The sequence below is a fragment of the Paraburkholderia yinzeri genome, assembly GCF_046581065.1.
Taxonomy (GTDB): Bacteria; Pseudomonadota; Gammaproteobacteria; order Burkholderiales; family Burkholderiaceae; genus Paraburkholderia.
Window position 1 is genome coordinate 2,366,635 of the sequence record NZ_JBFOCJ010000001.1, and the last position, 25,787, is coordinate 2,392,421.

Sequence of the window (25,787 nt, forward strand, 5' to 3'; positions counted from 1 at the left end):
TCGGCGTAGCGGGCTGAGGGGTTCGGGTTCGGGCGGCGGCGCGGAGCCGTCCGGGCACGGCCTATCGTGTCTGAGCGGGAACCGCGAGTAGCTCACGCAACTCGCGGCGAGCGGCAGCACGCGTGAACTTGTTTCCATTCGGAAAAGTCGCCATCCGTTCCAGCGCGGCAATCGCCCGGTCGCGGCTCCAGATTTTGTCGAACTGGCCGCCGTCCCAGAGCGCGTCGAATTCGGCTTTGGTCATCTCTTCCTCAATCAACGTATTTCGATGAACTCAAACGATTCATCGCCAATGTTCATCGTCACCTTTCCGTCGCGTCGCAACAGGGTGACGAAGGCTTTAACGTGCTCTGATAGCATTCCTAGACTAAAGAATCCGGCCTTTTCGAAGGCGATGCTCAAGCGCTCGAAGCGCTCGCCGTTCATCATGACCTTTATGCTGAACATCGCCGCGTGGTGTTTTGCTCTTCTGGCCGGGTCTTCAAAGCTCTTTATCTGCCCGGCGATGTTATTCGCTCTTCTGGTAGGGTCTTCGTAACTCTTCAAGTGCGCGGCACTCAACTTCGAGAGGGCAGCTTGATCTTCATATAGCTTTCGTTTCGACACACTCAACTTCGAACGTCTATCTTCGCTCCACTTAAATCCAAGAGGGCTTCCCGTCGCAGAAGAGTAAATGTTCATCATCAACTTGTCGCCGTGCCGCGCGAACCCGTCATCAATCCACCGCTGCTCTGCTGCCAGAATGACCTTGCGCGCTGCGTACTTAGACAACCCTTCGATGTCGATGAACTCGACAACTGTGATCGCGTGAGCGAAGAACCCGTGCTTGGCGATGCTGCGGCGTAGATGCGAGTTGTGGCAGTCGCGCTCGTGACCCCTCAGCCGCCTGTGCAAATCCACACCACTCCCGACATACACATAACCGGACGGGTTGACGAAGCGATAGATGCCTGCCTTGCCGCGCAAGGCGTTGATGTTCTCTTCGGTGACGATCATTATGCATACCTAAGTTAATTGGCATGAGAAAGATTCTCGTTTGCATAGGTGTCGTCATACGTTCACTTCTTGCCTAGTGTCGCGAAGATTGCTCCGGTGATTCGCGCGGCGAAGTACGCTGCTGCAAGTGCGAGTACAACGCCGCGCCTGACCGTCACGCGGCTTCCAGCACGACCAGCGAATCGTCGTAATCGAGCATCTTTGCGGCGCGCTTCCTGAACTCCGGGTAGTCCGCAATGATCGAAGAGCGGCTGGAAAGTCTTCCAGCGCGCGTCATGTAGCTGATGTGACCGTTAAGGTCCGAAGAGTCGGGCGGCAGATAGCAGCCAGCAGCGATCATGAAGTCCAGAACGCTGACCAGCCCAAGTAATCGCGTTTCCGATTTGACGAGACCGGCGCACGCGAACTGTGCCGGTGTGCAGCGCACGCCTCTTGCCGTCTTGGTGAACGAGAGAACGAAGGCGTTGGCTGTGAAGCCGTCGTTTCGGCAAAACACGCCTTGAAACGCCACGATGTCGCGGTCGCTATTCCGTGTGGCTGACGGGATGATGAAGAACTCGTTGTGATCGAGTTCCACCCTGTTTGCACCGTCAGTAGCGACGAGCCGGAACATTTGCGCCTTGAACAGCTTCGACGCGATAGCTCTGTGGATTGACATATTGGTTAACCTGATGAATATCGACAGCCGCGCCCACCTGATGCGGGCGCGGCGGGCGCGGCGAGCGCGTTACTTGCTGACCTTCGACACGTCGCCAATAAACGCGTAAACGTCATCGGGCACTTCGTCCGGCAGGCCGAGCGCGACGCGTGCGGGGTTGTATGCGCCTAGCGCTGCGGCCTGCTCCGCTGCCGTGGAAAATCGGGCGTGGCGGATGCGCGCGACTTGCGCAGCGTCCTGGCTAGTGATGGCGTTCGGGTCGCCTTCGGTCGGCGCGTTGGCCGTGCCGGAGTGATCGAGGTCTTCGGGATCGTCGTTCGAATTCGCGACGTACTCGCGCATGACGGAGTCGAGCGACTTGAGCAGCTTGCCGATTGGCTTGATTGCCGCGTCTGCGGTCTTCATGGCCGCTGCATCGCCGGTGGCGCGGAGCTTCTGGCAGATGGCGAGCGCGTCGCCTGCGGCCTGCGCGACCGTCATGACGCGGCTGAAGTATTCGCGATCTTGGATGCCGATGGTGGAAGGAGCGATGGTGCGGATGCCGCGCGTGCTGGGGGTGACGGTATCTTGTGCCGTGCGCTTGCCACGAGCGCGGACGACGCGCGGATTGCGCGGGATTTTGTCGTGGACGATTCGGGTTGCCATGTCGGCTCCTTTGATTAATAGTATTCCTGACGAATACGGGGTTAAAGGCGAACGGTTCGCCTGAATAGAATTCTCTCGTGGCCCGGTGTACGGCAGAACATCACCGTCACACCGGGCGGCGCTCGATCAGCCCTTGATGCCCGTCGCGTTGTTGACGAGCAAATCCGTCATCGACTTCCGCAGCGCGTCGTTCACAGCTTGGCCGACAGCCTTCGGGTCGGTTGTACCGTTCACGTTGATCTGAATTTGCATTTCCCCGATTGTTCGCTGACGGTCGCCGAGCGGCTGACGATCCACAACGCCGCGCGCGTACTGGCGCATCAGGTCGAGACCGCGCGACTGCGCGTATAGGTCTTGTTGGAGCTTGGCGTAATCCTGTTGTGGCAGACCGCCTACTGATAGCTGCTTCTGGATGCCGTAGATGTTGTTCTGAATGCCCGCTTCGATCTGCGAGCGCGCCCATGATGCGTCGCCGCGCGAAACGCCGCCGCGCTGAATCTGGTCAACGGGAACGTGGAGCCAGTCCGCGATACTCTGCTGAACGTTGCGAATGTTGATCTTCTCTTTGCTCTCACCGATGCCACGAACGTTGCCGCCATAGAACCCGGAGACCTTCGCGACATAATTGGCATCGCTATTGCCGTTATAGGCGCGCAGGGCTGCGGCCTGATCGCCGTTAAATCGCTTCAAGTTTTCCGCATAGATGCGGGTGCCGACCATGATGTTGCTAGCTGGGTCCATGACGCTCGCGCCATTGCCGTAAGCCTTCCAATTGCCGCGTGTGACCTGCATCAGACCGCCCGCGCCCGTCGAGCTATATTGACCGTTGCGGCCGGTCGATTCGGCCATCATGATCGAATAGACCATCTGCGGGTCAACGCCGTACTTCGCCGCTGCGGCCCGGATTTCTGACGCGTACTGATTCGCCGCCCAATTTCCGCGACCACCACCCGACAGCGAAGGTGCGCCCGAGCCGGTCGAGCCGGGAAGGTTGTTTGCGCGCCCGATTTCGCCTGCCCATGCGGCCCACGCCTGCTGAATGTTGATTGCCGAAGAGAACGACTGGACAGCGCCCGCGAACATATTGACGGCTAGTGCCATCGTGTTCGCGGTCTGCAAGCCTTGCTTGTTTGACTCGTCCATCTTGTTTACCGCCGCGTCGCGAGTGTCTTGCTCCTTCTTTGCGGCTTGCTTCGCCTGCTGTTGGTCTGCGGTTTTCTTCTTCGGCTCGTCGCCAAAGCCAAGCGCGCCGAGAATGCCGCCGCCCTTGAGGAATGAATTGTTGTCAACCACATCGCCGCCAGGGCCGATGCCGTACTTGTCCTTGAGCAGATCGAGAAACATGGCGGGGCCGCTGCGCTTGTCGGCAACGAAGTCCTTGACTGCCTTTGCCTCTTTCGAGTTGTCGGACTTCGGGATAGCTGCCGCGAGCCGTTCCATCAACTGGACAAGGCTCGTCAGGGCGGGCAGCAGTGGCTCTGCGAGAGCGTTGGAGACTTCAAGGAAGTTCTCTTTCAGCTTGCCGAGTTGATCGTTGAACTTGGCAAGGCTTTGTTCAGCCTGCCCGCGCGTTTCGATTTCCTGACTCGTCAGTTCGGTTATCTTGCCGATCTGCGGCCCGATCTGTTGGAGTGTCAGCAGCCAATCTTGATTCATGCCGGTTGCTTTCGCGATGCCTTGCACCTGTCCGGCAGACTTTCCCTGTAGGCCGGTGGCGAGTTGGACAAGGCGCTCGTTCGTGCCGGTCGGGGTTGCGCCGCGCGCGCCTACATCAACGCCGAGCATACGCATGACCCGCGCCTCTCTGCCGAGCCGGGACGGGTCTTGATAGGCGGCGTTCGCCATGTCGGAGAAGGCCGTGATGCCTTGCGATGCGGAATCGCGCGTGACGTTCCGCGAGCTACCGGCGCGAACGAATGCGCGTTGATAGTTTTCGAGCCGCAGCGACGATACGCCCAACTGCATTCCTTCCGTGCGCTGGCCGTTGTACTGGTCGCGCAGGTTCATGACCATCTTCACGCCGACCGCGAGCGTGGCGAGTGCGCCGGTTGCCACAGCGAACTCCGTACCCATCGCACGGACGGCGGACGACACTGCGTTGAGACCGGGGACGAGCTTGCCGAGTTCGCCGGACGCGTCTGCGGCGAATGACTTCAGTTCGTTGGCGCTGCTCTTCGCGCCGTCGCCAACCTTGTTCATCCTGTCCTGTAGCAACTCTAGGCGCTTGATACTGTCCTTGAGGTCCACTTGGTACTGGAGTACAAACTTGTCCAGATCGCTCATTTAATGCTCCTTGTAGTATCGGGCCGTGTCATGGCCGTTCGGTGCGCGCTTATAACCAAGGTCAGCCATCGCCTTGCCGAATGCACGGCAATTACCGTCGAGGCACGCGCCGAGGTCTGCCGCAGCGGCGCGGATGTCTGCTGTCGAAACGGCCACCTTGCCGCCGCGCGTCCTGCCTTTTGCCGTTTCTGCTGCCTTGGCCACTACTGCGGAGAGAGGAATCTGATTCACATTGCGCTCCTTACTCGCCTTCGAATTTGCGATCCCAGTCGATCTTCGGGCCGTCACCGCGTTCGATGGCTTCCTCAATTTCGATCTCACGCGAACGCTCGTTGAGGATGGCCGCGAGGGCAATGTGATCGGAAGGCTGCGCGTACCGGCTCTTGTCAATCGCCCGGTAATCGACCAGATATTCGCGGCGAATATGAATTGCTGCGTCTTCCGCTGCCACGGACATAAGCTGGACTTGCCGCGCCCATTCGACTTTCAGCGTGTGCGGGTCGGTCGTATCGAGCACTTCGATCAGTTCGCGCTTGGCGATGGAGGTTTCTTCGTACACTTCTGCGACCTTCGCCACGGCGTCCGGGTGAATGTGGAAGTGCTTGGCGAACGCGGCGGACCACGATTCGACGCTGGACAGGCCGTAGGCGCGCAGTAGCGCATACAAGCGCCTGTCTTCAACGGGGAGAAGCGCGCGGATCACCGGGCGGCTGGCGAAGTCTTCGGGATAGAGGGTGTTCGCGCCTTCCGGAAATCGCTCTTCATCGAAGGCGATCTGGATTTTGTGAAGCGGGTTGTGATTTGATTTCATTTTTGATAGTTATCCTTATTGAACGGGAGGGGCGAACCGTTCGCCTACAGGTATTGTCGGCGCTCGTTATGTACGTGGCCGCGCCATCGAAGCAGCGATACTTCGGAGCGTCCGAATTACGTTGGAAGAGGAAAGGCTATGTCCGAGTTCACATCACGCATCTACATCGGCGGCAAAGTGGCTTCGTCCGCCACGGTCACGAGTGCATCGCTTACCTCGCTTACGGAGCCGCGCATGTCGGTGGAGCGCGCGCTGATTGCGCTAGGGCGTCGTGCCGGTGCGGAGTTGCGGACGTGCAAGACGGCGGAATCCATCGCCGCAGATAAGGCGCGTGCGGAACTGATGTTGCGCGGTAAGTTCAAGACGGCTGCTGAGTTGGCGGCGCTCGCTGGCGGTGACGAAGAATCCGACGAATCGGACATTTAGATACGCCCGGATTTGGCGGCGGGTGGGCCGTGGCAGGCGTTCGGGAGCGCTACTGCGGGTCAGTAAACAAGTCAATACTCTGCTGATCAAAATAGGCTGCTCGAAGGGCTTGCAGAGAGGGTGGGCGTTGATCTATCATCGCCTTGCCTCTGAGCACCGGGCACCACCTTCGTCCGGTTTGTCGTATCTGGTCTATCCTGCACCCCAAAGGCAGGACGCCCGCATAACCAACCCCGCCTATCTCGGCTGATCGCGCAACGCGGTCTGATTAGTTTCGAGCCGGAAAATTTACCTTTTACTTATCGCCGCGCCCACGCAGCGTGACTGCGTTCGTGCGCGCTCAATCTCTGAGGACGGACAAATCATGTGCAACATCGAGACGGCAGAACTGGTCATCAACGCTGCAATCCACGCTACCGGATTAGGCTGGGCCGTGGCCAACATCAGTTGGTGCGATCCGGTAGCGTGTGTAGAGGTTTCCTACAGCGATCCTGAGAAACTTCCTGTGTTATTTCAGGCGCTATCGAAGGCAGTCGAAACGATGGATGAGTACGGGATGGAGATTCCTGTAATCCAGCTGAAGCACCAGACTGCATAAGTCGGCCTGATGCAATCCCGATGACCGCTCGCGGCTTCGTGCTGCGGGCCTTTGTTCGCTCGCGGTGTCTCGATGGAGATAGACACGATGAACACGCGACTGGACGTAAGATAGCCGGGCAACAGTTGAGCAGTTAGCGCAGCACCGACCTACGCAGAATGTCAGGCGGGTGAGAAAGAGCGGTCACGGGATCAATAAGGCACCCGGACCAACCCGGACAACGTTTTGTGGAGAAGCCGCGCCATGGCTGGCTCAAGCTCATCTATCCGACCCGCAAACGGTCGCACCAAATTTCCCGTCTCAGGCCCGCACTTCGGAAAAGCCCTTGATACCGTCATCAAGGACCGGCTCGATGTCGCCCTTTGGTTTCTCAAAGATCGTGAACGATGCGCGGCGCACCCCGACATCGCCAACTACCTTGTTGCCGCTACCAAAAGCCGGTTGAGTGCTAGCAAGACGCCTCGCCACAATCGCGCGCAGTTGGATTTTCTCGATGGTCGGTTTCTCGATACCGTCTTGAACATCGTGACGGAAGAGGAGGGGTGGCCGATCAATTGGCTGACGCATGGAAAGAACGTTCGCGCCGTTCCTGAGTCGATGTTCGGTTGGGACTTGTACGTTGGCGCGAATTGCCTGCACTGCGGCGAGCCGAACTGCACTGGTGACCGCGAGTTTTGCGGCGGTAAAGGCGTCTCATTTGCTATCGAAATCAAGCCGATCATTAGCGATCGCAGAACCGTGAAGGGCGAAGTCATCGAAGACCCCGCCGCCATCCTTCGGCAAGCTGTCCGCCAGCGTAACACTGCGCAAGCTGATAGCTACATCCTGTATGCCGAAGAAATTGACTGCGTGGCTACGCTGGCGGAACTCGAAGATTACTTCAGTCGGTCGGGCGTGACGTTAGTTACGCTTGATGATGTTGGTACGCACATGATGTCCAGTGGCAATTTCGTTGATCTGTTTGGTGACGATGCAAGCTCTATGATATCGGCATATGGATACATCAAGCGCGCGCTGACGAATGCCGATGATTTGATCATATCGTGGCACGGCGCTAATCAGTTTGCCTTCAACATCGAATCTGCTCGCAAAAGATTCAACGAACAGATTCCGGACTTCGTGCGACGCATACCGTATGCGCTGATCCATCACGCCTTGAAAGAAAGCGTGGACGGAATCGGAATCGAATCGAGGTGGCTTATCGGTTCTGAAAGCGGGTACGGCACGGTGTATCTATCGTTTGCACAAGCCAGTCGGATCATATTCAACATGCTCCGAGGGATCGTGTAATGGCGACCCTCAGCAAACAGCAACGCGCGGCGGAAACGGCTGCTGTAAAAGAGTTCGTTCACGAACTGTTCCGGGGCATCTTGCCGCACGAGCGCGTGATGGTGAGCTACGCGGAAGACGCGCAGGTACAGACTGGCGTGGACGGCAAGCGCCGCAACAATGGCTTCTTCCCATCGATCTATCGCGAAGAGCGGATTGACGTGGATGCGAATTGCTACGTTCCCATCTCGTCTTCGATCAAGTCGCTCAACGTGAAGACGGACGAGTGGCGATTCTGGCGCGGCGTGGACAACTTCGGGCGCGGGTTCGGCTTCTTCATTGATGACGTTGGGAGCGGCGTTGGCTCGAAGGGCAGCTTGCGCCTCTCCGATATCGAAGCGATCTTGCCGCCCAGTGCCGTGGTTGAGTCTTCGCCCGGTAACTTTCAGGTCTGGTATTTCCTCAGCGCGCCCGAAGATAACCGATTCAAATTTAAGGGCTTTCTCGATTCGTTCGTGTGGAACGTGCTGCGTGATCGCGGCGGGGACGTGACCATCAAGGATATTCAGCGCGTTGGTCGGCTTCCTGCCGGGTACAACAATAAGCGCCTGCCGGATGGCTCGTTGAAGTACCCCGAAGGCTTTCGGGTCCGCCTGCTGTATTCCGATTACGACACGCGCTACACGCTGGACGAAATTGCGTCTGCCTTCGGGTTCGTCATCGAAATCCGCACGCCGAGACCGCGCAACCCGGATGCGGATGGGGCGGACGCGAACGCGCGCTGGCTCGAAATTGCGCGGATCGTGCTGAGCGCCGCGCAGATGGGCGAAGGTCGTGGCGGCGCGGTCGAGATGAACATGTCGGGAAAGTACCGGCTGCGATGTATCAATGCCGACCACCACGGCAACGGCGATCCCTACGGCGCGTACATGCGCGGAAAGATTCCGTCCGGTGAGTTCGACTACGTGTACGACTGCTCGCACGATTTTTGCAAACAGAATAAGTGGCGCGCGTCGTGGTCGCACTTCGTGGACACCATCGTGATCCCGGCGATTGTGGCGAAGCTGGACGATGCGAACGCTGCCGCGCCTGACACGTTGGACGGTTGGAGGTTTCCGATCCGGAATTGAACAGGCAAGAAAAAAGACCGCTGAGGCGCGAACCTGAGCGGTCTGAAAAATTCTGTATCCCGGACGGACGCAGAGAAGGCAAGAGAAATTATACGCGCCTTTATCGTCCGCAATCGTCCATTAGATTCGGATTACTTATTATTATGTTGACCATTGGCGAAACACAGTACGCAACGAAACACGTAGCCAAGGATGCGCTCGCCGCGCAGTTCGTTGAGCGGTTCAAGACCGTATCCGAACTCGACGCGAATACAAGCGAGATTATGTCCGGCGCGGCGGAAGGAGAGGCGCGTTGGGCGTTGGATGCGGCCGTGAAGCAAGCCCGCTCCGTCATCGAACAAGGCGCGGCCACGGACATTATCGCGAAGCGCCAGCAGCAGGAGCAAGCAGCAGGCGCGTACTCTGGCGTGAACCGAATTGAAAGCCTGCCGGAAGATTGGTATTGGATGGCTGGCATGGGGCAGACGACCGCTGTTTACTTCCACAAGGACAACCCGTTCCGCGCGTATAAGGCGCAGATCATGGACGAGCGCATCCCGAAACGGCACTGGGAGAAGGAGCGGGACGGGCGAGGGGTTGTGGTCATGAAATCGAATAAGCCCGTGCTCGTGCCGCCTTCGCGCTCGCACCTGTCGTGCGAGGATTTCGAGATTCACAATCTGACGATGGACCCGTACCGCTCGCGCGTTTACACGAACGATAACGGCGAGCGGTGCTTGAATCAATATAAGGAACTGGTCCTACCGCCGTCACCCGGCGCGGAGTATTTGAAGATTGGCGAAGTCGTGGAGAAGTGGCTAGAGTTCATCTATCCGGGCCGCGCCGCGCATATTCTCGATTGGATGGCGCACGCGTATCAGCAGCCCCTCGTGAAGCCGAAGACCTGCATCGTGTTCGGCGGCGGCCAAGGCATCGGCAAAGGCGCAATCATCGACTTCTTCAAGTACACCTTCGCGCGGCAGGACAAGGTTTCGAGCATCAATACTGGCACCGCTTGCGGTCCGTTCAATGAATTCTTGCTGAAGCCTATTGTCTTCATTGATGAGTTCCACGTTGAGCGGTCCGACAAGAACTACATGGAGATTAAGAACAACCTGAAATCGTGGATCGCGGGGGACCGCTCGTTGAGCGTGAATGCGAAGAACCGGAATCTGGCGCAGGTGGCGAATATTCACCGCATCTTGATCGCGACGAACTATGAGCAGCAGATTCCGCGCGACCCAGACGACCGCCGATTCTTTATTTGCTCGTCGCACGTGACGAAAGAGCAGGTGAAAGAGTATATGCGCGGCGTCTTTGCCGATGTGCTTGGGCGAGATTTCGATACGGTCGAGTTCGAAGAGTTGCGTAAGGAAGGGTATGGGGACGGCTTCACGCACTTCCTGTTGGAACGGGATATCTCCAAGTTCGATCCGCATAACTTGCCTGCCGCGCTGATGGCGGAGTATGACGAGTATCGGAAGGGGCACGAGATGCCGCACGCGCTTGAGTCAGCCTTGAGTGAAATCACGGTCACGTTTGGTCGGTGGCGGTGGATGAAGGAGCGCGGGATGGATTTGATGGGCTTTATGCCTGACTTCGATCCGACTGCTGATCGTGATTGGCCGCAGCATGTCGAGTTTAACGATGAGAAGTACCCTTGCGACCCGTCCGTGGTAAGTCGTGCGGATTGGCCGGCTATCGTGGCGGGGCAGCAGATTTTGAATACGCAAGCGTCCTACGATGATGATGGCGAGGGCGAGCGCATCCATGTATCGAAGCGGAAGAACGGATACATGGAACGGCTCATGTCGAATGCTGGCTATCAAAAGCTGATGCCGCCCGATGGGAAGGCGCAATGGGTCGGAAAGGCTCCGAAGATTGCCGATCAGTCGAAGGGCGCGATTCGTGTGCAGACTGCCTTGTACTACTTGCCTGAGCGCTTCGGCAATGATCTGACGATGAAGGAAAAGCGGGCGCTTGGTGAGAAGTTCGTGAGGGAGCTGGAGGCGTGGTGGTGCTCGACGGAGGGCGTTTCTGCTATCGGAGTTGCGCCGAAGAAGTTTTGAACCTGCTGACGATTGTTGTAGGTTTGATGTTAACGGGTCGAAATTCGGCAAAAATGCTGTATTTCGACCTGTTTTTGTGTGTTTTGGCGATCTAGATTAAGAAAACAGGATTAGGTCTTAATCTAGTGATAAGTTGTTTGAAATCAACGTGTTATAGGCGTTTTTCGGTCGGCCGGATAAACAGATTAACAAAATTGCATATCCGGTAAGAGAAAAATATGCAGCCGAGATAAGTTTAGATTTTGTTAATCTGTTAATCCTAAACACCTAGAGTCCAAGCAGGGCGCGGCCCTATGCCAGATTTACCGTAAATTTAGGCGTTAATCTGTTAGTCTTTTTCCCACTTGCATGGCGCGGCGAAGTCCAGCGCCGAAGGCGCGCCAGCGGACGCTCAAACGCACGACGCCTTTATTCGGCGTTCTCCCACAAGCGGAACAAGGTGTGATGAAGGGCGGGGACGCATCCGGGACTGGCGCGGCGAAATCGAAGGCGACCGGACGCAAACGCCGACCCGATACCCGACCGTTAAACGGGTGCATCCGGCCTAAATCCGTGTCCTACGCCCGTCGAGCGACCCGGCCCACATCGACCTACCCGAAGCAAGTTCGAACGCCTCTACGCCTCTACGCCCACGACACCAGAACACGTAGCCATCGACACCAGACACACGGAGAATCGCGAGCAGGACATCGAATGCCTAGCCAACGCCATGATCTACGATCCGATCAAAGACAACATCAGCGCCGAATTGCGACGCATCTACAGCACGTACATCGAGCAAATCGTGTGGCGCGGCTGCACCAAGCAAGAAGCGGCGTTACGCGTGGGCGTCGATCCCGATCAGGTTGAGCAGTGGATTCGAAACGCAGAAACCGACCCGTATGTGCTTCACCTGATCGAGCAAGAGACCGCGAAGCTGGACCCTCAGAAAGCGTGGAGCGCGAACGCGGCCATCGTTCACCTTCTCCGCTTGGTCGAAAATCCCAGTGAGAAAGGCAACGTCAAGCTCGGCGCCATCGACCGCTTGAACGTCCTGCTCGGCATCGTGACTGTCGATAAGGACGGCAACACGCGTCGCGGCGGTCTGACGGTCGAAGACGTGCTCAGGATGACGCCGTCCGCACCGGGCGCAGCGTCGAAGGTCCACTAATGATCGACCGCGCGACCTATCAACGGCTGCTCGACACGCACGGTCGGCGCGTCGCCAATCGCGCGTTCGTCGCGGAGCAGTCGCCAGAGCAGCGTGATTGGACTTCATTCTATGCGTGCTATGGCGACGAGCGAAAGCTACCGGAGAACGAGCGTTGCCGAACAGGAGTGCTTCGCCAGTTCGATCCGATGGGCTGGACTCGGCTCTACGAAAACCACCCATACGAAGAGCACAGCATCATCTATATCAGCACGAAAGGCGCGAGCGCGGAATGGCTCGATCAGCTAGTCAAAGCGCGCGAGTTTTGGGGCGATTGGGTCATCGCATTTCTGTACAAGAGTCTTATCTGCGGCCAGTCCATCGAAGTCTTCGACAGCATCGCAGACGATCAAGGCGAGTTCGTCACGGTCGAAGACAGCAGTGCCATCGGCCCCTTCGGAGCGGATGGCGCGACATTCTGCGCGTGGTTCCCGGAGTGGCGCGGCTGGGCTGCATGGTCCGCGAGCCTGAGCGAAGACGACATATCCGTCATCGGAGAAGTGTTCGCATGGGCCTTCTCGTGGTCACGCGGCGAAGAGCAAGCGCCGAAGCTATGGCCCGATCCCGGCACGCCCGAAGCCATGGCGTTTCGGTCAAAGCTGCGTGGGAAGGAATCCGCCACGCCTAAACAGGAGCCAAAGAAATGAGCCTACGATCCAAGCGCCCATCGAAAGCGCCAGAAACCAAGGATACCGAACAAGTCAGCGAGAAGCCCGCAGCCACGTTCTGGGACGGTTTCGAGTCATCGGGCAGCAGCACCACCGGAATCGACCAGCGCAAGTGGCGCGACGCAGAAATCATCACCAGCGAACCGGAAGTGACGGAAGCGCCCGCACAGGAACGACCCACATCGCGCGGCAAGATCGAAGGCGGTAAGCGCCTCAATCACGCACCGCTGTTGAGCGACGATCCGCGCGACCTTTTCAGCACGCACCGCGCCGAACGATCATCGCACCCGGAAGCCGTCGCCAAGCGTGAAGCAGCCCGCGCGAAGAAGGCCAAGGAGCAGGACGAGCGGGCATGGCGCGGCATGGCGTTCTTCCTCAAGCTCGTTTCGATGGGAGCGGGGCACAACTGAGTCCCGCCCGCGTCCCTTCTCAAGTCTCACCCGCGCCCATCAACAGGGCGAACGCCGTTCAGAGGCGCGGGTTGTGCGAGAAATTACCCAAGCACCGCCACAAGATCGTCCGCAGACAGGTTGACATAGCGTTGCAGCATGGCGAGCGTCTTGTGACCGGATACGACGCGCAGTTGTGCCGTAGTCAGCCCGTCGCGAGCCAATCGCGTGCAAGCTGTATGTCGCAGGTCGTGAAACGTGATGTGCGGTATCTTGGCGCGGCGGACGGCCCGGATGAAGTTGTGCGTGATGTCGCCCAACGCGAACATGCGCTCCGTCCCTTCCGGCAGCGCGCGCAATATACATATAGCCTTCGAGGACAGTGGCACATCGCGCGGCGCTCCGTTCTTCGTCATGTGCAACCGTGCCACGCGCCGATCCCAGTCAATATCCTTGCGGCAAAGGGCCAGAATTTCGCCTTGTCGCATCGCGGTCGCCAGCGCGAACTCGATTGCCGCTGCCAGATATATGTTGCCGGAGTCGTGTGCCGCCGCCAGCAGCAAAATCTCTTCTTCCGGCTTGAGTACCCGATCACGCGCGGCAGGCGCTCGCGGGCGGGTGATGCGAACGTCCGGCACGCTGATCCCGAATTCGAGACGCGCCCGGTTGAGCGCCGCCCGGATAATGTTCAGTTCCTTGAGGACCGTTCCCGGCTTGACCGCCCTTAGCCGCTCGTCCCGGTAGTTCGCGAGGACATCGGGCGTCAGGTCCGCCGCCCGCACGCGGCTGAACGGGTGCTTGAGCAGGGCGGCGATGCGCCGGTGTTCGTCATCCGCGCTCCGGTGCGCCGGTACGCAGCGCGTGTCGTACATTATTAGTATGTCGGCCACGGTCGATTCGTTCACCGACTCCTGCTTGGCTGCGGCGAGACCTTCGCCTGTATCCCATGAGCGCTCGATGCCGCGTGCCCACTTGATAGCCTCTTTCTTGTCCAAAAACGTTTTCGATAGGATGGGGAAGCCTTTGCGGCGGCACTTCGCTTGATACGAGACTTCGCCAGCTTGGTTGACACGTTTGCTGATCGTTGGCATGATTGCGTCCTTCGTCGAGTCCTACGGACGCAGAGACGGAGCGCAAAAATGCGGCGGAAGCCCGTTTCATAAGGGAAACGGGTGCTTAGCTCAGTTGGTAGAGCGGCGCCCTTACAAGGCGTAGGTCGGGAGTTCGAGCCTCTCAGCACCCACCAGTTTCGTGATCTGCAGTTGTCCAGCGCAGTCTGAAAAAGTAGGTTGTAGTCCCTGAAACCCGCACGGCCATTGGCTTTGCGGTTTTTTTGTTTTTCGCGGACGGTCCAGAAACGTCCAATCATCCCCCGCTTTCCCGCTGTCAGAGACACGTCGCCCAAACCAGGGCACTCAATTCACGCCCCATTCGCGCAGCACTTCTTCATTGTGCTGCCCAACGGTCGGTGGTGGTCGCCGTACCGAACCCGGCGTGTCGGAAAGCTTCACCGTCACGCCGTGCGTCGTATAGCGCCCGGCGACAGGGTGATCGATGTCGACGATCTGGCCGCGCGCCTGCAACTGCGGATTCTGGACGACTTCGTCGATCGTTGCGACCTTGGCGCACGGCACGGCCGCCGCGTCCATGGCTTCGACCACCGCATCGGCAGTCCTGCCCTTGACCCATTCGGCCACCACCGCGTCGATGGCAAGGCCGTTGGCGAGCCGTGCATGCGCCGTGGCAAAGCGCTCGTCGTCGAGCAGCCCCGGCTGCTTCATTGCGCTCACCAGTCGCGGAAAAAGCGCATCGGTGCCGGCCGCGAGATACACCCATCGGCCGTCCGACGTCTGGTAGCTGTTGACCGGAGCGGTGTAGCGATCGAGGTTGCCGCAACGGGACATCGTGTTATCGAGCTGCTTCTGCTGCGGGATCGCGGTAAGCAGCAGGCTCGCTGCACTTTCGAGCAGCGTGGCCTCGACGAGTTGTCCCTTTCCGGAAGTCTGGCGGCTGTGCAGGGCGCTAAGCGTACCGATGGTCGCATAGAGCGCGGAGGTGTAGTCCACCATGAACGTACCCGCCAGCGTAGGCGGTCCATCCGACTGACCTGTCATGCTCATCAGCCCGCTCATGGCCTGCGCGATTGCGTCGAAGCAGGCACGCCTGGCGAGCGGACCAGTCTGTCCGAATCCGGAGATCCGCACCATCACGAGCCGTGGGTTCAGCGCTTGCAGCGTGTCCCAGCCGCATCCCATCTTTTCCATGGTACCGGGCCGAAAATTTTCGATCAGCACATCGGCTTTGCTCGCGAGCTGGCGCAGCGTTTCCTGATCTTTGGGATTGCGAAAGTCCAGCGCGACGCTCCGCTTGTTGCGGTTGAACGTCATGAAATAGAGACTCTCGCCATTTATCTGCGGCAGATTTTGCCGCGTGTCTTCGCCTTTGCCCGTGCGTTCCACCTTGATCACGTCGGCGCCCATGTCCGCCAGCTGCATCGCGCACATGGGACCAGCGATGTAACGCGAGAGATCGAGTACCTTGATGCCTTCCAGCGCGCCTGCCATTCCTGATGTCTCCGGGATAGTTGATTTTGTCTATGCGATCGCGTGCAACAGGCATCGGAATGCCACCATGCCCGGATCGTCGAGTCCGATCGAGCGCTCGGCGAACATCCGCGCACGTCCGATCCGGTTGGGCTTGCCGCGATAGGTTGCCAGTGTCGCGTCGACCGCGTCGACCGCGGCCCGGTACTGGCTGGCCCGATCGGCGTGGCCCGTGATCGCGGTCTGGACGGCGGCGAGCGGATCGAGCACGGTCTTGTCGCCGAGCGCCGCGCCGCCGCGCGCGATCAACGCGTCGAGCACGCTCTTGAGGAGCGCGGGCAGCGCATTGGGCGCGAGCGCCGTCTGACCGGCGGTCTGCTTCGCACACGCAATGAACGCGACACCCAGCAATGTACCAAAGCTCGAACCCGAGGCGCGGGTACAGGCAAGCGCGCATTGGCGGAACAGTTCGTCGGGCGAGCCGGCGGGCGTCGCCAGCGCGGACCTGATCTGGACCGCGCACTTCTGCAGCGTCGCGCCGAGATCGCCATCGCCGAGCTGGGCGTCGAGGCGGTTCAGTTCGGGCGCGAAGCTGTCCACCTGGTCGGCGCAGCGCAGCAGCGCGGCCGCGATCTCTTCGGTGGTCATCGGGGTCATACGGCACTCCAGTAAGGACAGACGGCTGGCGCGCGCAGCAGCGTTTCCAGTTCGCTGTCGAGCCGGCACAACGAGAGGGAAGCGCCGGTCATCTCCATCGAAGTCGCGTAGCGGCCCACGCGCGGCAGCACGATTTCGATGCCTCGTTCGTCCAGCCTCGAGGCGACGCGGCGATAGAGGATGTAGAGCTCCTCGAGCGGCGTCGCGCCGAGCGAGTTCACCAGCACCGAAACGCGCTCGCCCTTGCCGATGCTGCTGTCGTCGAGCAGCTGCCCGAGCATCGTGTCGGCGGCGGCGTCCGCGCTCATCATCGGTCCGCGCTGGATGCCCGGTTCGCCGTGAATGCCCATGCCGAGCTCCATTTCGCCGTCGCCGATCGAAAAGGTCGGTTCTCCGGCCTCGGGCACGGTGCAAGGGGTCAGCGCCACGCCGATCGTCACCGTTGCGTCCGCGGCCTTCTGCGCGATCGCGGCGACGCTTTCCAGCGTGGCGCTCTCGAGTTCGGCCGCGGCGCCGGCCACCTTGTACGGATAGATCAGGCCCGCGACACCGCGGCGCTTCTCGCGCTCGGCTCGCGGGGCGCTGCCGACGTCGTCCGCGATCAGCACGGTTTTCGTGGCGATGCCTTCGAGTTCCAGCATCTCGGCGGCCATGTTGAAGTTCATCTTGTCGCCGCCGTAGTTGCCGTACAGGAACAGGACGCCTTTCCCGCCACTGGCGGCCGTGGCGGCGGTCATGCAGTCGTGCACGGCCGGACCGGCGAACACGTTGCCGACCGAGCAGGCATCGAGCAGCCCCTCGCCGACGTAGCCGGTGAAAGTGGGCAGATGACCGGAACCTCCGCCCGACACGACGCCGACCTTTCCGGCGCGCGTCGGCTTCGCGCGCGCGATCACACGCCCCGTTTCGCCGAGCTGGCGATAGATGCCGGGGTGAGCGGCGCACAGGCCGGCGAGTGCCTCGTCCGCATACGCGTCCGGGCGGTTCAGGAGTTTCTTCACGTAGTGTCTCCTCCGCGTCGCGGCGGCATTGCCTGCCGCCATGACGCTTCGATTGATCAGTAGCGCAGGGCGGCCCGCTCTTCGAAAACGGTGACCGGCGGATACGCAGTCTGGTCGGTCACCACGTCGATCACCGTGACGCCGTTGGTGGCGAACGCGGTCTTCAGCGCGGGCAGGAACTCGTCCGGACGCTCGACGCGTATACCCTCGCAACCGCACGCGCGCGCAATCGCGGCGTGATCCACCGGTTCGAAATCGCAGGCGTTCGAGTAGTCGTTGAAGAAGACTTTCTCGGCGTGCTTTTCGTAGCCGAGAATCTGGTTGTTCAGCACCACCAGCACGAGATTGAGTCCGGAACGCTTCGCCGTTTCCAGTTCCGACCACACGTGAGCGAAGCCGCCGTCGCCGACCAGCGCGAACACCGGGGAACCCGGGCGCGCCATCTTCGCGCCGAGCGCGAACGGCAGGCCCCAGCCGAGGCCGGCGAGGCCGCGAGGCGTGACGAAGCGCGTGCCCACGCCGCGCGCGGTCAGGAAATTCGCGACCCAGATCGACGAGTAGCTCGCATCGGCCACGACGACGGTCTCTGGCGTCAGGATGCTGTCGAGATCGGCCATCAGCCGCTCCGGGCGAACCGGCGTCGCGTCGAGATCGACCGCCGTGCGCATGTCAGCCTGCCATTTCGCGTGCCCGTCGGCGATCGTGCTGGCGAGCGCGTCGCGCTGCTCCGTGCGTTTCGCGAGATCGCGCCGTGCCAGCGCGTCCGTCAATGCGGCGAGACACAGCCGTGCATCGCCGACGAGCCGCAACGCGTCGTAGTTGCGACCAATTTCCTGACCGTCGATATCGATGTGGATGTAGCGCGCGTTGGCCGGATACAGGCTCCAGCTATCGGTGCCGTTCTGGTTGGTGCGGTTGCCCACCAGCACGATGACGTCCGCGTCTTCGACCAGCGGGCGCAGGTGACGCGTACGGCCGCGCGTCCCCATGAAGTAGCCCACCACGCCCACCGAAAGCGGATGGGTTTCGTCGACGGCACCCTTGCCCATCGCGGTCGTCGCGACCGGCAGCGAAGCCGTCTCCTGGAGCCGGGCGAGTTCCGCCGCGGCATCCGACGTATGCACGCCGCCGCCCGCGATGACGAGCGGCGCGCGGGCATTGGCCAGCAGGTCCGCGGCGGCTTCGATCATGTCGGGCGCGGCCACGCTGCGATCGAGCGGGAAGCTGCCGAGGTTGCTCGCATGCGTGCGCGCGGTGACCTGCGCCGGCTCGACGAACAGATCGATGGGGACGATCAGCACGGCCGGCCCGGGACGGCCGGACGCAGCAGCCGTGAAGGCCATGTCGACATAGTCGTCCACCCGGTCGGCTTCGGTCACGCGGCGCACCCACTTGGCGGCGCCCTTGAACAGATCGAGATGATCGAGCTCCTGGAACGCGTTCTTGTCGGTCTGCTTGCGATGGACGTCCTGCACGATCGCCACGACCGGTATGGACGCCTTGTACGCTTCCGCGAGCCCTGCCACCAGCAGCGTGGCGGCCGGCCCGTTCTGCGCGGTCACGACCGGTACCTTGTGGGTGAGGCGGGCATAGGCGTCCGCCATGTAGGAGCCTGCGTTTTCGGTGCGGTAGCCGACCTGGCGAATCCCGTACTCGGGCGTCGCGAGGAACAACGCCGCCGGAATGGCCTGGCCGAATATGACCTCGACCCCATGACGCTTGAGCGCCGCAGCAAATACCTGCGCCACGGTCTTCTTCTGAAGCGCGTCGACTTCCGCCTGATTGGACTGCATCAAGTCTTTCTCCATGATGGCTTCGCGATGTCTGCATGAGATGCGCCCGCACGGTGCGCGGCAGCAATGCGAAGCGTGTTTGCACGATGAGGTTGAACCGGTGCCGGTCCGCTCGTCTGCAGACCCGCTCCCTAACCCGCCACGCGTTCGCATCGGCACAGTCGTGCGGTGCGTCGGCAGCAGACGGGTCACCAGTTCAATCTATCATAAAAACGTTATTATAAAAACGTTTTTATTTCAGGGTAACTACTGATATGTCGGGCGTTGTCGGGAGCGCCTGTGACATCGATCCGGGACGCGAGGCCTCAGGTCCTGCCGGACAGCCCGGCACGGGCTGATTCCCAGGGAACACCCGAAAATAAAAACGTTTCTATAATAACGTTTTTATGCTAGATTGCATCGACGGTCGAGGCTCGCTTTCACTTTCGTGATCGACAGCCACCGGAATTGCGCGAAAAGAGGAGGTCGCACGCGGGGTTCGAAGCGCGCGGCTACGGAGACAGTGATCGCCTGCGACTCGTTCGAGAGACAAGGTTGTCATGCATACGATGTGGAGTGCCAATGATGTCTGCGGAACATCCGTTTCTCCAGGAGATGCCAGACGGTCTGGAGCGTCATGCCGCCGCGAATACGAAGGCACATGGAGAGCATTGCGCTGGGAGCTATGCCCCTGAGCACGATGTCACGCTCAACGATGCCTTGATCGCGTATCTCCTGCGCGTCCAGTCCACCTTCGAACTGCTGCGCGACGCCGCGTCCCAGACCGCGGCCATCCTGGTGCTGGTCGCTAGCGGCAGCTCCGGCGCCACCGCCCATCCGATGCTCGCCGTGGTGGAACAGAGCGAGCGCGAAGTTCGCGAGCGCCTGTCGGAGCTTGCAGTGCCGGCTGGGGGCAGGCACGGACATCTTCACCTGTCCGATGCGGCCGAAGCGCTGCGGGCAGCGCTGTCGTCCATCCGCGCCGCGGGTTCGGCACGAGTGGCCCAGCCGACGCAGGACCTCGCCCAGATCTATGGGCGCCTGCAGAACACGCTGCAGGAATTGCGGTTCGCGGCGGGGTGTCTTCCCGGTCTCGAACTCGTGTCCGTTTCCGAATCCTGTGCGTGTCACGCGCGTTTCGCAAAGGGAGACTGAGCGATGTCGAGGTATTCGATCTGGGTGCTGGAATACAGCTATATCGAAGCGGTTCCAGTCAGCGTGCAGATCTACGCGGCGCACAACGAGGGCACGCGACGGATCCCGTTCGCCTATGTGCTCATCAAGGGCTCCGGCGTGGTGGCCATGATCGACGTGGGTTTCAATCGCAAGGATTATGGCGCCGTGCTTGCCGAGGAGTTCGACATCGTCAACTGGCGCTCGCCCGCAACCGTGCTCGCCGAATGCGGCGTCACGCCCGAGGACGTGACGCACGTGTTCCTCACGCATGCGCATTACGACCATATGGGCGGCATCGAAGCGTTCCCGAACGCCACGTTCTACATTCAGGAGCGCGAACTGTCGAAATGGGTGTGGGCGATGGCGCTCGACCGGCGCTTCCGCTTCCTGATGAGCGCGACCGATCCGGCCGACATCCTCCGGGCGGTGGATCTCGCCCGCCAGGGCCGGCTGAAATGCGTGAACGGCGACGTGGAGGACGTGCTGTCCGGCATCGATCTGCATGCGGCATTCGACACCCATACGTGGGGCTCGATGTTCGTCCGCGTGCGAAACGACGGCAGGCGCGACAGCGACGACAACTGGATTTTCGCCGGCGACAACGTGTACTGCTTCGAGAATCTGGTCGGACGCGATGCGTCCGATCCCGAATACCTGCCGATCGGTCTCGCCGTCGGCAGTCACACCGAGATCCTGTTTTCGATCGACCAGATGGTGCGGCTCGCGGGCGGTGATCCGCGCCGCGTCGTGCCGGTCCATGAAGACCGTCTGGGAACGAAATTCCCGTGTCGCACGACGCGCGAAGGTTTGCGGGTATTCGAGATCGCGCTCGGCGACGGAGAGAGCAGCTTGACCACGGCGTAGTCCCTTCGGCGCCACACGCCGCGGAGATTCGCCACATCGCAGTGTGCCGATGCAAACAAGCCGGAAACCAGCGGGGAACCGGCGATGACGGCACACCTATAACCCCGAAAACGGAGACGGAGATGGTATCGAGCAGGAGATGGGCAACGGCGCTGCTGTCGGCAGCCGGTATGTGCTGGATGATCGGTGCGAGCGCGCCTGCGTTCGCGGACAAGCCTGTAACGGTTGCGTTCGCGCTATCGGACCTGAGCAACGACTGGAAGGAGACCTGTCAGCGCGACATGCAGGAGCACGTGAAGGCCGCGGGCTGGAAGCTGATCAGCACGTCGGCGGACAACGACCCGGCCAAGCAGTTGTCCGACATCCAGAATCTGCTCGCGCAGTCGCCGAGCGTGATCGTTGTTTCGCCGATCGAATCGGTCGCGCTGGCGCCCGCCGTGCAGATGGCGAACGACGCGGGCGTGCCGATGATCGTCATCGACCGGAAGCTGTCGGTCGCGCCGGGCACGGGCGAGTACAAGGTCGCGATCGTGCAGAGTCATGCGGCGTCCGGCAAGCTGCTCGCCGAAAAGACGGTCGAACTGCTTAAGGCCAAATATGGCAAGCCGAAGGGCAACGTCGTGCGTCTCGCAGGCATTCCGGGTGCGTCGACCGTGGCCGATGCGCGCGCGGGCTGGGATTCGGTGATGAAGAACTATCCGGACATCAAGGTCATTGCTTCGCCGAATGCGCAGTTCACCAAGGAAGGCGGCATCAAGGCGATGCAGGATCTGCTGCAACGCTATCCGAAGGGCTCGATCGACGTGGTCTGGTCGGACTACAGCGACGAGACGATGGGCGCGATCCAGGTGATCAAGGCCGCGGGGCGTACCGAACTGCTGGGCAACATCGTCGGCGAGGGCGGCCAGATCCAGGCGATCGAAGCCGTCACGCGCGGCGAAATCGCACGCGAGACGCAGACGCCGCCTTACTTCGGTCAGGACGTGGTCGACAACGTAAAGAAGCTGCTGGCCGGGCAGAAGGTGCAGCCGGAGCAAGGGCTGCAGATCCAGGTGTTCGACGCCGACAAGAAGGACCAGGCGCTCGCGTATCTGAAATCGATCCAGGCGAAGGGCCTGAAGTTCTGAGTCCGGCATGAATACGATCACACCCGTCCTGTCGTTGCGCGACGTCAGCAAAGCCTATGGGCCGGTCAAGGTGCTCAAGGGCGTCTCCTGCGATTTCAATCCGGGGGAGGTGCATTGCCTGATGGGGGAGAACGGCGCGGGCAAGTCGACCTTGATCCGGATCCTGTCGGGTGCGCATCACGCCGATTCGGGCGAGATCGTGTTCGACGGGGCCGATCTGCGCGCGCGAGGTTCGAACTTCGCGCGCCTGACACCCGCCGCGGCGCGCGAACTCGGCATCGCGACGATCTACCAGGAGCTGGATCTGATTCCGAACCTGAGCGGCGCGGAGAACATCCTGTTGGGCCGCGCGCCGCAACGCAGGTTCGGGTTGATCGACCGTCGAAAGATGCGGGCGCGCGCGCAGGAAATTCTCGATTCGATGCACGTGAGCGCGAACCTCGAGCGGCCGGTCAGGGAACTCGGGATCGCACAGCAGCAGATGATCGCGATCGCGAAGTCGCTCACCAACGATTGCCGGGTACTGATTCTCGACGAACCGACCGCCGTCTTCACCGGGGCCGAGACGCGTGCGCTGTTCGAGCTGATACGGCGCATGCGCGAGCGCGGCATCGCGATCATCTTCATTTCGCATCACATGGAAGAGATCTTCGAGATCGGAGACCGGGTCACGGTATTGCGCGATGGCATCGTCGCGAGCTCCGGGCCGATCGCGGACTACAGCCACGACCGCCTCGTGCGCGACATGGTGGGCCGCGACGTGGTCCGCACCGAACGTGGCGTCGCGAAAGTCGATGCGCCGGTGCTGCTCGAAGTGAGTCATCTGGGCGACGGCGTGGCCGTGAAGGACGTGTCGCTTCAGGTGCGCGAAGGGGAGATCGTCGGCATGGCGGGTCTCGTCGGTGCGGGCCGCACGGAAGTGGCTCGCCTGATCTTCGGGGCTGACGTCGCAACGCAGGGAACGATCCGGCTGGCCGGCCGCGAGATCGCACCGCGCACGCCCTTCGACGCGGTGCGCCTCGGCATTGGCATGGTCCCCGAGGACCGCAAGCTCGACGGCCTCGTGCTGACCCGCAGCATCGGCGAGAACGTCGGCTATACGCTGGTGCGCAAGGTCGCGCGCGCGGGTCTCGTGCACTGGTCGCGTGTGGGACGCGAGGTGAGCGCGAGCATGACCGCAACGGCGGTCAAGCCGCGCAATCCGGCGGCGCTCGTTGCGAGACTGAGCGGCGGCAACCAGCAGAAAGTCGTGCTGGGCCGCTGGCTGGCGGCGGGCGTCCGGTTCCTGATTCTCGACGAACCCACGCGAGGAGTGGACGTCGGGGCGCGCAGCGAGATCTACGACATGATTCGCGGACTGGCGGCGAACGGGCTCGGCGTGCTGCTGATCTCGTCGGACCTGCCCGAAGTGCTGTCGCAATCGGATCGCATCTATGTGATGGCGAAGGGGCGGATCGCCGGCGAATTGAGTGCGGACGAAGCGACCGAGGAGGTGGTGATGGCACTGGCCTTCCAGACCACCGAGGGCCGCCGTCCGCCGACAACGGAACAGGGAGCCATTGCATGAACCCGCCATCTTTTCTCGCGAGGCTGCGCGGACTGGGCGAGCACGGCACGCTGATCGCGCTCGTCGTGCTGGTTGCATGTGCAGCCTGGTTCGAGCCGCCGTTTCTGTCGCGCTTCAATCTTTCGGCGATTGCTTTCCAGTACTCGGTGATCGGACTGATCGCGCTCGGTCAGTTCTGCGCGGTGGTCACAGGCGGCATCGACCTGTCGCAAGGGTCCGTGATCGGCCTTGGTGCAGTGGCGTGCGCGATGGTCAGCGCATCGCTGGGTTACCCGGCGGGAATCGCGGCTGCCGCGGCGGTCGGCATCGCGGTGGGCGTGCTCAACGGTCTCATCGTGTCGTTCACGCGCATCCCGCCGTTCGTGGCCACGCTCGGCACCATGAGTCTTGCGCGCGGCCTGTCGTTGACCGTGACGGGCGCGCAGCCGGTGCCATTGGGCGACGCCACCCTGATGTCGCTGGCGAGTCTGCGTCTGTTCGACGTACCGGTTTCGTTCCTGTTCTTCCTGCTGTGTGCGCTGGCCATGGCAGCATTCCTCGCCGGCTGGCCGCTCGGACGCGCGATCTACGCCGTAGGCGGGCATGAGGAAAACGCGCGACTGACGGGTTTGCGCATCGTGCGCGTGAAGCTGGTCGTGTACGGCCTGTCGGGCCTGGCGGGCGGCCTCGGCGGCGTGCTGATGGCGTCGCGGATGGGTACGGGTCATCCGCTCGCGGGCACCGGCTACGAGCTGGTCAGCATCTCGGCGGTCATCATCGGTGGCGCCAGCTTGTTCGGCGGCGTGGGCCGCGTGTCGGGGCTCGTTGCGGGTGTGCTGCTGCTCGGCGTGCTCGACAGCGCGATCAATCTCTCGGGCCTCACGCCGGATCTGCAGGGCGCGGTGAAGGGCACCATCGTTCTGCTGGCGTTGGCATTGAGCCAGTTCAACCAGTTCCGCTTCAAGGGCAGGGTGCACGCATGACGACTTCCAACGCCAACACCGGCGCGGGCTCCGGTCGCACCGCAGGCGCGACGCGCGCCTGGGCCGCACCGCTCGGCGCGCATGGCGCGACGCTGCGGCTCGCATGCATTCTCGCCGGCGTCGTGCTGATCGGCACGCTCGCGTCGGGCGGCATTCTGCTGCGGCCGTCCAACCTGCTCGACGTCGTCCAGCAGGAGTCGATCCTGCTGGTGCTCGTCACCGCGCAGTTCTTTGTGATCGCGACCGGGGGCATCGATCTGAGCGTCGGCGCGGTGATCGCGCTGTCGAGCGTGGTGTTCGTGAGCGCACTGGACGCGGGGCCCGTGTTCGCCTGTTTCGCGGCATTGCTGTCGGGCTGCGTGTTCGGTCTCGTGAACGGACTGCTCGTCACCTTCGTGCGCCTACCTGCGTTCGTCGTAACGCTCGGCACGATGCAGATCGGCTACTCGGTCGCCAAGCTGTGGAGCCATGGCGGCACGGTCGACACGTCGGCCGGTGGACGCCACATTCCCCACGCCATGCTCGACTTCTACAGCGAGAAGCTTGCTGGCCTGCCTCTGGCGTTCTGGGCCGCGCTTGCAGTGCTCGGTCTCGGCTCGCTGTATCTGCGTACCGCGACCGGCAGCTTCACGTTCGCGATCGGCGGCAACCGCCGTGCCGCACGCCTCGCGGGCATTCCGGTCGAGCAGGTGAGCCTCGCGGCCTATGCCACCGGCTCGACCATCGCCGCGGCGGCGGGGCTGCTGTTCGCGATGCGCGTAGGCTACGGCGATCCTCATACCGGCGTGTGGCTGCCGCTCGATTCGATCGCCGCGATCTCGGTCGGCGGCGTCAGCCTGACAGGAGGCCAGGGCAACCTGGTTGCGGGCTTCATCGGCGTGCTGATTCTTGCGCTGGTGGACAACACGATGAATCTCGTCGGCATCTCGGCGCTCGTTCAACCTGCAGTCAAAGGCGTGATCCTGCTGCTCGCGGTACTGGCGTACAGCCGCAAGACAACCTGAACGT

General features: G+C 61.4%; 26 protein-coding genes and 1 tRNA gene. 15 read left to right on the top strand and 12 right to left on the bottom strand.

Features of this window, described 5'->3' with window-relative positions:
• Positions 1-61: 61 nt before the first annotated feature.
• From WJ542_RS11285 to WJ542_RS11315, 7 genes are all read right to left on the bottom strand, one after another.
• A complete protein-coding gene (locus tag WJ542_RS11285) occupies positions 62-244 on the bottom strand; it encodes a hypothetical protein (protein ID WP_411189368.1) in 183 nt (60 codons plus the stop codon).
• 11 nt (positions 245-255) lie between these two features.
• Complete coding sequence (locus WJ542_RS11290; protein WP_411189369.1) at positions 256-996, bottom strand: hypothetical protein; 741 nt, start codon at positions 994-996, stop codon at positions 256-258.
• Between the two features lie 154 nt (positions 997-1,150).
• Positions 1,151-1,654 (bottom strand): hypothetical protein, encoded by a 504-nt coding sequence (locus tag WJ542_RS11295; RefSeq protein WP_411189370.1) that lies wholly within the window; start codon positions 1,652-1,654, stop codon positions 1,151-1,153.
• A 69-nt stretch (positions 1,655-1,723) separates the two neighbouring features.
• A complete protein-coding gene (locus tag WJ542_RS11300; protein ID WP_411189371.1) occupies positions 1,724-2,299 on the bottom strand; it encodes a hypothetical protein in 576 nt (191 codons plus the stop codon).
• 126 nt (positions 2,300-2,425) lie between these two features.
• Positions 2,426-4,582: a lytic transglycosylase domain-containing protein gene (locus tag WJ542_RS11305; RefSeq protein WP_411189372.1), complete on the bottom strand. Its 2,157-nt coding sequence runs from the start codon at positions 4,580-4,582 to the stop codon at positions 2,426-2,428.
• Positions 4,583-4,813 (bottom strand): hypothetical protein, encoded by a 231-nt coding sequence (locus WJ542_RS11310; RefSeq protein ID WP_411189373.1) that lies wholly within the window; start codon positions 4,811-4,813, stop codon positions 4,583-4,585.
• A gap of 10 nt (positions 4,814-4,823) precedes the next feature.
• Positions 4,824-5,393: a hypothetical protein gene (locus tag WJ542_RS11315; protein WP_411189374.1), complete on the bottom strand. Its 570-nt coding sequence runs from the start codon at positions 5,391-5,393 to the stop codon at positions 4,824-4,826.
• A gap of 138 nt (positions 5,394-5,531) precedes the next feature.
• Between WJ542_RS11315 and WJ542_RS11320 the strand changes: the two genes are divergently transcribed.
• The 8 genes from WJ542_RS11320 (at position 5,532) to WJ542_RS11355 (ending at position 13,131) form a co-directional block, all read left to right on the top strand.
• Complete coding sequence (locus WJ542_RS11320) at positions 5,532-5,819, top strand: hypothetical protein (RefSeq protein ID WP_411189375.1); 288 nt, start codon at positions 5,532-5,534, stop codon at positions 5,817-5,819.
• Between the two features lie 364 nt (positions 5,820-6,183).
• A complete protein-coding gene (locus WJ542_RS11325; RefSeq protein ID WP_411189376.1) occupies positions 6,184-6,417 on the top strand; it encodes a hypothetical protein in 234 nt (77 codons plus the stop codon).
• A 243-nt stretch (positions 6,418-6,660) separates the two neighbouring features.
• Positions 6,661-7,707 carry a hypothetical protein gene (locus WJ542_RS11330; protein ID WP_411189377.1) on the top strand — a complete coding sequence of 349 codons (1,047 nt, stop codon included), beginning with the start codon at positions 6,661-6,663 and terminating at the stop codon, positions 7,705-7,707.
• Complete coding sequence (locus WJ542_RS11335; RefSeq protein ID WP_411189378.1) at positions 7,707-8,816, top strand: DNA-primase RepB domain-containing protein; 1,110 nt, start codon at positions 7,707-7,709, stop codon at positions 8,814-8,816. The genes WJ542_RS11330 and WJ542_RS11335 overlap by 1 nt, the downstream gene beginning before the upstream one ends.
• 143 nt (positions 8,817-8,959) lie before the next feature.
• Entirely contained in the window at positions 8,960-10,864 is a 1,905-nt protein-coding gene (locus WJ542_RS11340) for a primase-helicase family protein (protein WP_411189379.1), read from the top strand.
• A 709-nt stretch (positions 10,865-11,573) separates the two neighbouring features.
• On the top strand, positions 11,574-12,014 hold the full coding sequence (locus WJ542_RS11345; protein WP_411189380.1) for a hypothetical protein: 441 nt from the start codon (positions 11,574-11,576) through the stop codon (positions 12,012-12,014).
• Positions 12,014-12,700 carry a hypothetical protein gene (locus WJ542_RS11350; RefSeq protein ID WP_411189381.1) on the top strand — a complete coding sequence of 229 codons (687 nt, stop codon included), beginning with the start codon at positions 12,014-12,016 and terminating at the stop codon, positions 12,698-12,700. Before WJ542_RS11345 ends, WJ542_RS11350 begins: the two co-directional genes overlap by 1 nt.
• Positions 12,697-13,131, top strand: a complete 435-nt coding sequence (locus WJ542_RS11355; RefSeq protein WP_411189382.1) for a hypothetical protein — start codon at positions 12,697-12,699, stop codon at positions 13,129-13,131. The genes WJ542_RS11350 and WJ542_RS11355 overlap by 4 nt, the downstream gene beginning before the upstream one ends.
• Before the next feature lie 83 nt (positions 13,132-13,214).
• On the opposite strand, the gene WJ542_RS11360 is transcribed toward WJ542_RS11355, so the two are convergent.
• Entirely contained in the window at positions 13,215-14,201 is a 987-nt protein-coding gene (locus tag WJ542_RS11360) for a tyrosine-type recombinase/integrase (RefSeq protein ID WP_411189383.1), read from the bottom strand.
• 79 nt (positions 14,202-14,280) lie between these two features.
• Between WJ542_RS11360 and WJ542_RS11365 the strand changes: the two genes are divergently transcribed.
• Positions 14,281-14,356 (top strand) — tRNA-Val (locus WJ542_RS11365).
• A gap of 169 nt (positions 14,357-14,525) precedes the next feature.
• Here the strand turns inward: WJ542_RS11365 and WJ542_RS11370 are convergent.
• The 4 genes from WJ542_RS11370 to WJ542_RS11385 are packed head-to-tail and all read right to left on the bottom strand — an operon-like array spanning position 14,526 to position 19,104.
• Positions 14,526-15,674, bottom strand: coding sequence for a CaiB/BaiF CoA transferase family protein (locus WJ542_RS11370; RefSeq protein ID WP_411189384.1), 1,149 nt, complete (start codon positions 15,672-15,674; stop codon positions 14,526-14,528).
• 30 nt (positions 15,675-15,704) lie between these two features.
• Positions 15,705-16,310, bottom strand: coding sequence for a DAK2 domain-containing protein (locus tag WJ542_RS11375; RefSeq protein ID WP_411189385.1), 606 nt, complete (start codon positions 16,308-16,310; stop codon positions 15,705-15,707).
• Positions 16,307-17,311: a dihydroxyacetone kinase subunit DhaK gene (locus tag WJ542_RS11380; RefSeq protein WP_411189386.1), complete on the bottom strand. Its 1,005-nt coding sequence runs from the start codon at positions 17,309-17,311 to the stop codon at positions 16,307-16,309. The genes WJ542_RS11375 and WJ542_RS11380 overlap by 4 nt, the downstream gene beginning before the upstream one ends.
• A gap of 56 nt (positions 17,312-17,367) precedes the next feature.
• Positions 17,368-19,104 carry an acetolactate synthase catalytic subunit gene (locus WJ542_RS11385; protein ID WP_411189387.1) on the bottom strand — a complete coding sequence of 579 codons (1,737 nt, stop codon included), beginning with the start codon at positions 19,102-19,104 and terminating at the stop codon, positions 17,368-17,370.
• Positions 19,105-19,668: 564 nt separating this feature from the next.
• On the opposite strand from WJ542_RS11385, the gene WJ542_RS11390 reads away from it, so the two are divergent.
• The 6 genes from WJ542_RS11390 (at position 19,669) to WJ542_RS11415 (ending at position 25,783) form a co-directional block, all read left to right on the top strand.
• The gene (locus WJ542_RS11390) at positions 19,669-20,238 is read left to right on the top strand and encodes a hypothetical protein (protein ID WP_411189388.1); all 570 of its coding nucleotides are present in this window, start codon (positions 19,669-19,671) and stop codon (positions 20,236-20,238) included.
• A gap of 3 nt (positions 20,239-20,241) precedes the next feature.
• Positions 20,242-21,123, top strand: coding sequence for an N-acyl homoserine lactonase family protein (locus WJ542_RS11395; protein WP_411189389.1), 882 nt, complete (start codon positions 20,242-20,244; stop codon positions 21,121-21,123).
• Positions 21,124-21,245: 122 nt separating this feature from the next.
• The gene (locus tag WJ542_RS11400; protein ID WP_411189390.1) at positions 21,246-22,250 is read left to right on the top strand and encodes a substrate-binding domain-containing protein; all 1,005 of its coding nucleotides are present in this window, start codon (positions 21,246-21,248) and stop codon (positions 22,248-22,250) included.
• A gap of 7 nt (positions 22,251-22,257) precedes the next feature.
• The gene (locus WJ542_RS11405) at positions 22,258-23,817 is read left to right on the top strand and encodes a sugar ABC transporter ATP-binding protein (RefSeq protein ID WP_411189391.1); all 1,560 of its coding nucleotides are present in this window, start codon (positions 22,258-22,260) and stop codon (positions 23,815-23,817) included.
• Positions 23,814-24,779, top strand: a complete 966-nt coding sequence (locus WJ542_RS11410; protein ID WP_411189392.1) for an ABC transporter permease — start codon at positions 23,814-23,816, stop codon at positions 24,777-24,779. The genes WJ542_RS11405 and WJ542_RS11410 overlap by 4 nt, the downstream gene beginning before the upstream one ends.
• Positions 24,776-25,783: an ABC transporter permease gene (locus tag WJ542_RS11415; RefSeq protein ID WP_411189393.1), complete on the top strand. Its 1,008-nt coding sequence runs from the start codon at positions 24,776-24,778 to the stop codon at positions 25,781-25,783. Before WJ542_RS11410 ends, WJ542_RS11415 begins: the two co-directional genes overlap by 4 nt.
• Positions 25,784-25,787: the final 4 nt, after the last annotated feature.

What these genes read in the sequence shown, in the direction of transcription:
- WJ542_RS11295 (WP_411189370.1), bottom strand. Translation starts at nt 1,654, where the DNA reads ATGTCAATCCACAGAGCTATCGCGTCGAAGCTGTTCAAGGCGCAAATG.
- WJ542_RS11395 (WP_411189389.1), top strand. Translation starts at nt 20,242, where the DNA reads ATGTCGAGGTATTCGATCTGGGTGCTGGAATACAGCTATATCGAAGCG.
- WJ542_RS11285 (WP_411189368.1), bottom strand. Translation starts at nt 244, where the DNA reads ATGACCAAAGCCGAATTCGACGCGCTCTGGGACGGCGGCCAGTTCGAC.
- WJ542_RS11390 (WP_411189388.1), top strand. Translation starts at nt 19,669, where the DNA reads ATGTCTGCGGAACATCCGTTTCTCCAGGAGATGCCAGACGGTCTGGAG.
- WJ542_RS11355 (WP_411189382.1), top strand. Translation starts at nt 12,697, where the DNA reads ATGAGCCTACGATCCAAGCGCCCATCGAAAGCGCCAGAAACCAAGGAT.
- WJ542_RS11320 (WP_411189375.1), top strand. Translation starts at nt 5,532, where the DNA reads ATGTCCGAGTTCACATCACGCATCTACATCGGCGGCAAAGTGGCTTCG.
- WJ542_RS11290 (WP_411189369.1), bottom strand. Translation starts at nt 996, where the DNA reads ATGATCGTCACCGAAGAGAACATCAACGCCTTGCGCGGCAAGGCAGGC.
- WJ542_RS11300 (WP_411189371.1), bottom strand. Translation starts at nt 2,299, where the DNA reads ATGGCAACCCGAATCGTCCACGACAAAATCCCGCGCAATCCGCGCGTC.
- WJ542_RS11375 (WP_411189385.1), bottom strand. Translation starts at nt 16,310, where the DNA reads ATGACCCCGATGACCACCGAAGAGATCGCGGCCGCGCTGCTGCGCTGC.
- WJ542_RS11415 (WP_411189393.1), top strand. Translation starts at nt 24,776, where the DNA reads ATGACGACTTCCAACGCCAACACCGGCGCGGGCTCCGGTCGCACCGCA.
- WJ542_RS11360 (WP_411189383.1), bottom strand. Translation starts at nt 14,201, where the DNA reads ATGCCAACGATCAGCAAACGTGTCAACCAAGCTGGCGAAGTCTCGTAT.
- WJ542_RS11385 (WP_411189387.1), bottom strand. Translation starts at nt 19,104, where the DNA reads ATGCAGTCCAATCAGGCGGAAGTCGACGCGCTTCAGAAGAAGACCGTG.
- WJ542_RS11370 (WP_411189384.1), bottom strand. Translation starts at nt 15,674, where the DNA reads ATGGCAGGCGCGCTGGAAGGCATCAAGGTACTCGATCTCTCGCGTTAC.
- WJ542_RS11410 (WP_411189392.1), top strand. Translation starts at nt 23,814, where the DNA reads ATGAACCCGCCATCTTTTCTCGCGAGGCTGCGCGGACTGGGCGAGCAC.
- WJ542_RS11330 (WP_411189377.1), top strand. Translation starts at nt 6,661, where the DNA reads ATGGCTGGCTCAAGCTCATCTATCCGACCCGCAAACGGTCGCACCAAA.
- WJ542_RS11350 (WP_411189381.1), top strand. Translation starts at nt 12,014, where the DNA reads ATGATCGACCGCGCGACCTATCAACGGCTGCTCGACACGCACGGTCGG.
- WJ542_RS11400 (WP_411189390.1), top strand. Translation starts at nt 21,246, where the DNA reads ATGGTATCGAGCAGGAGATGGGCAACGGCGCTGCTGTCGGCAGCCGGT.
- WJ542_RS11345 (WP_411189380.1), top strand. Translation starts at nt 11,574, where the DNA reads ATGATCTACGATCCGATCAAAGACAACATCAGCGCCGAATTGCGACGC.
- WJ542_RS11315 (WP_411189374.1), bottom strand. Translation starts at nt 5,393, where the DNA reads ATGAAATCAAATCACAACCCGCTTCACAAAATCCAGATCGCCTTCGAT.
- WJ542_RS11305 (WP_411189372.1), bottom strand. Translation starts at nt 4,582, where the DNA reads ATGAGCGATCTGGACAAGTTTGTACTCCAGTACCAAGTGGACCTCAAG.
- WJ542_RS11405 (WP_411189391.1), top strand. Translation starts at nt 22,258, where the DNA reads ATGAATACGATCACACCCGTCCTGTCGTTGCGCGACGTCAGCAAAGCC.
- WJ542_RS11325 (WP_411189376.1), top strand. Translation starts at nt 6,184, where the DNA reads ATGTGCAACATCGAGACGGCAGAACTGGTCATCAACGCTGCAATCCAC.
- WJ542_RS11335 (WP_411189378.1), top strand. Translation starts at nt 7,707, where the DNA reads ATGGCGACCCTCAGCAAACAGCAACGCGCGGCGGAAACGGCTGCTGTA.
- WJ542_RS11340 (WP_411189379.1), top strand. Translation starts at nt 8,960, where the DNA reads ATGTTGACCATTGGCGAAACACAGTACGCAACGAAACACGTAGCCAAG.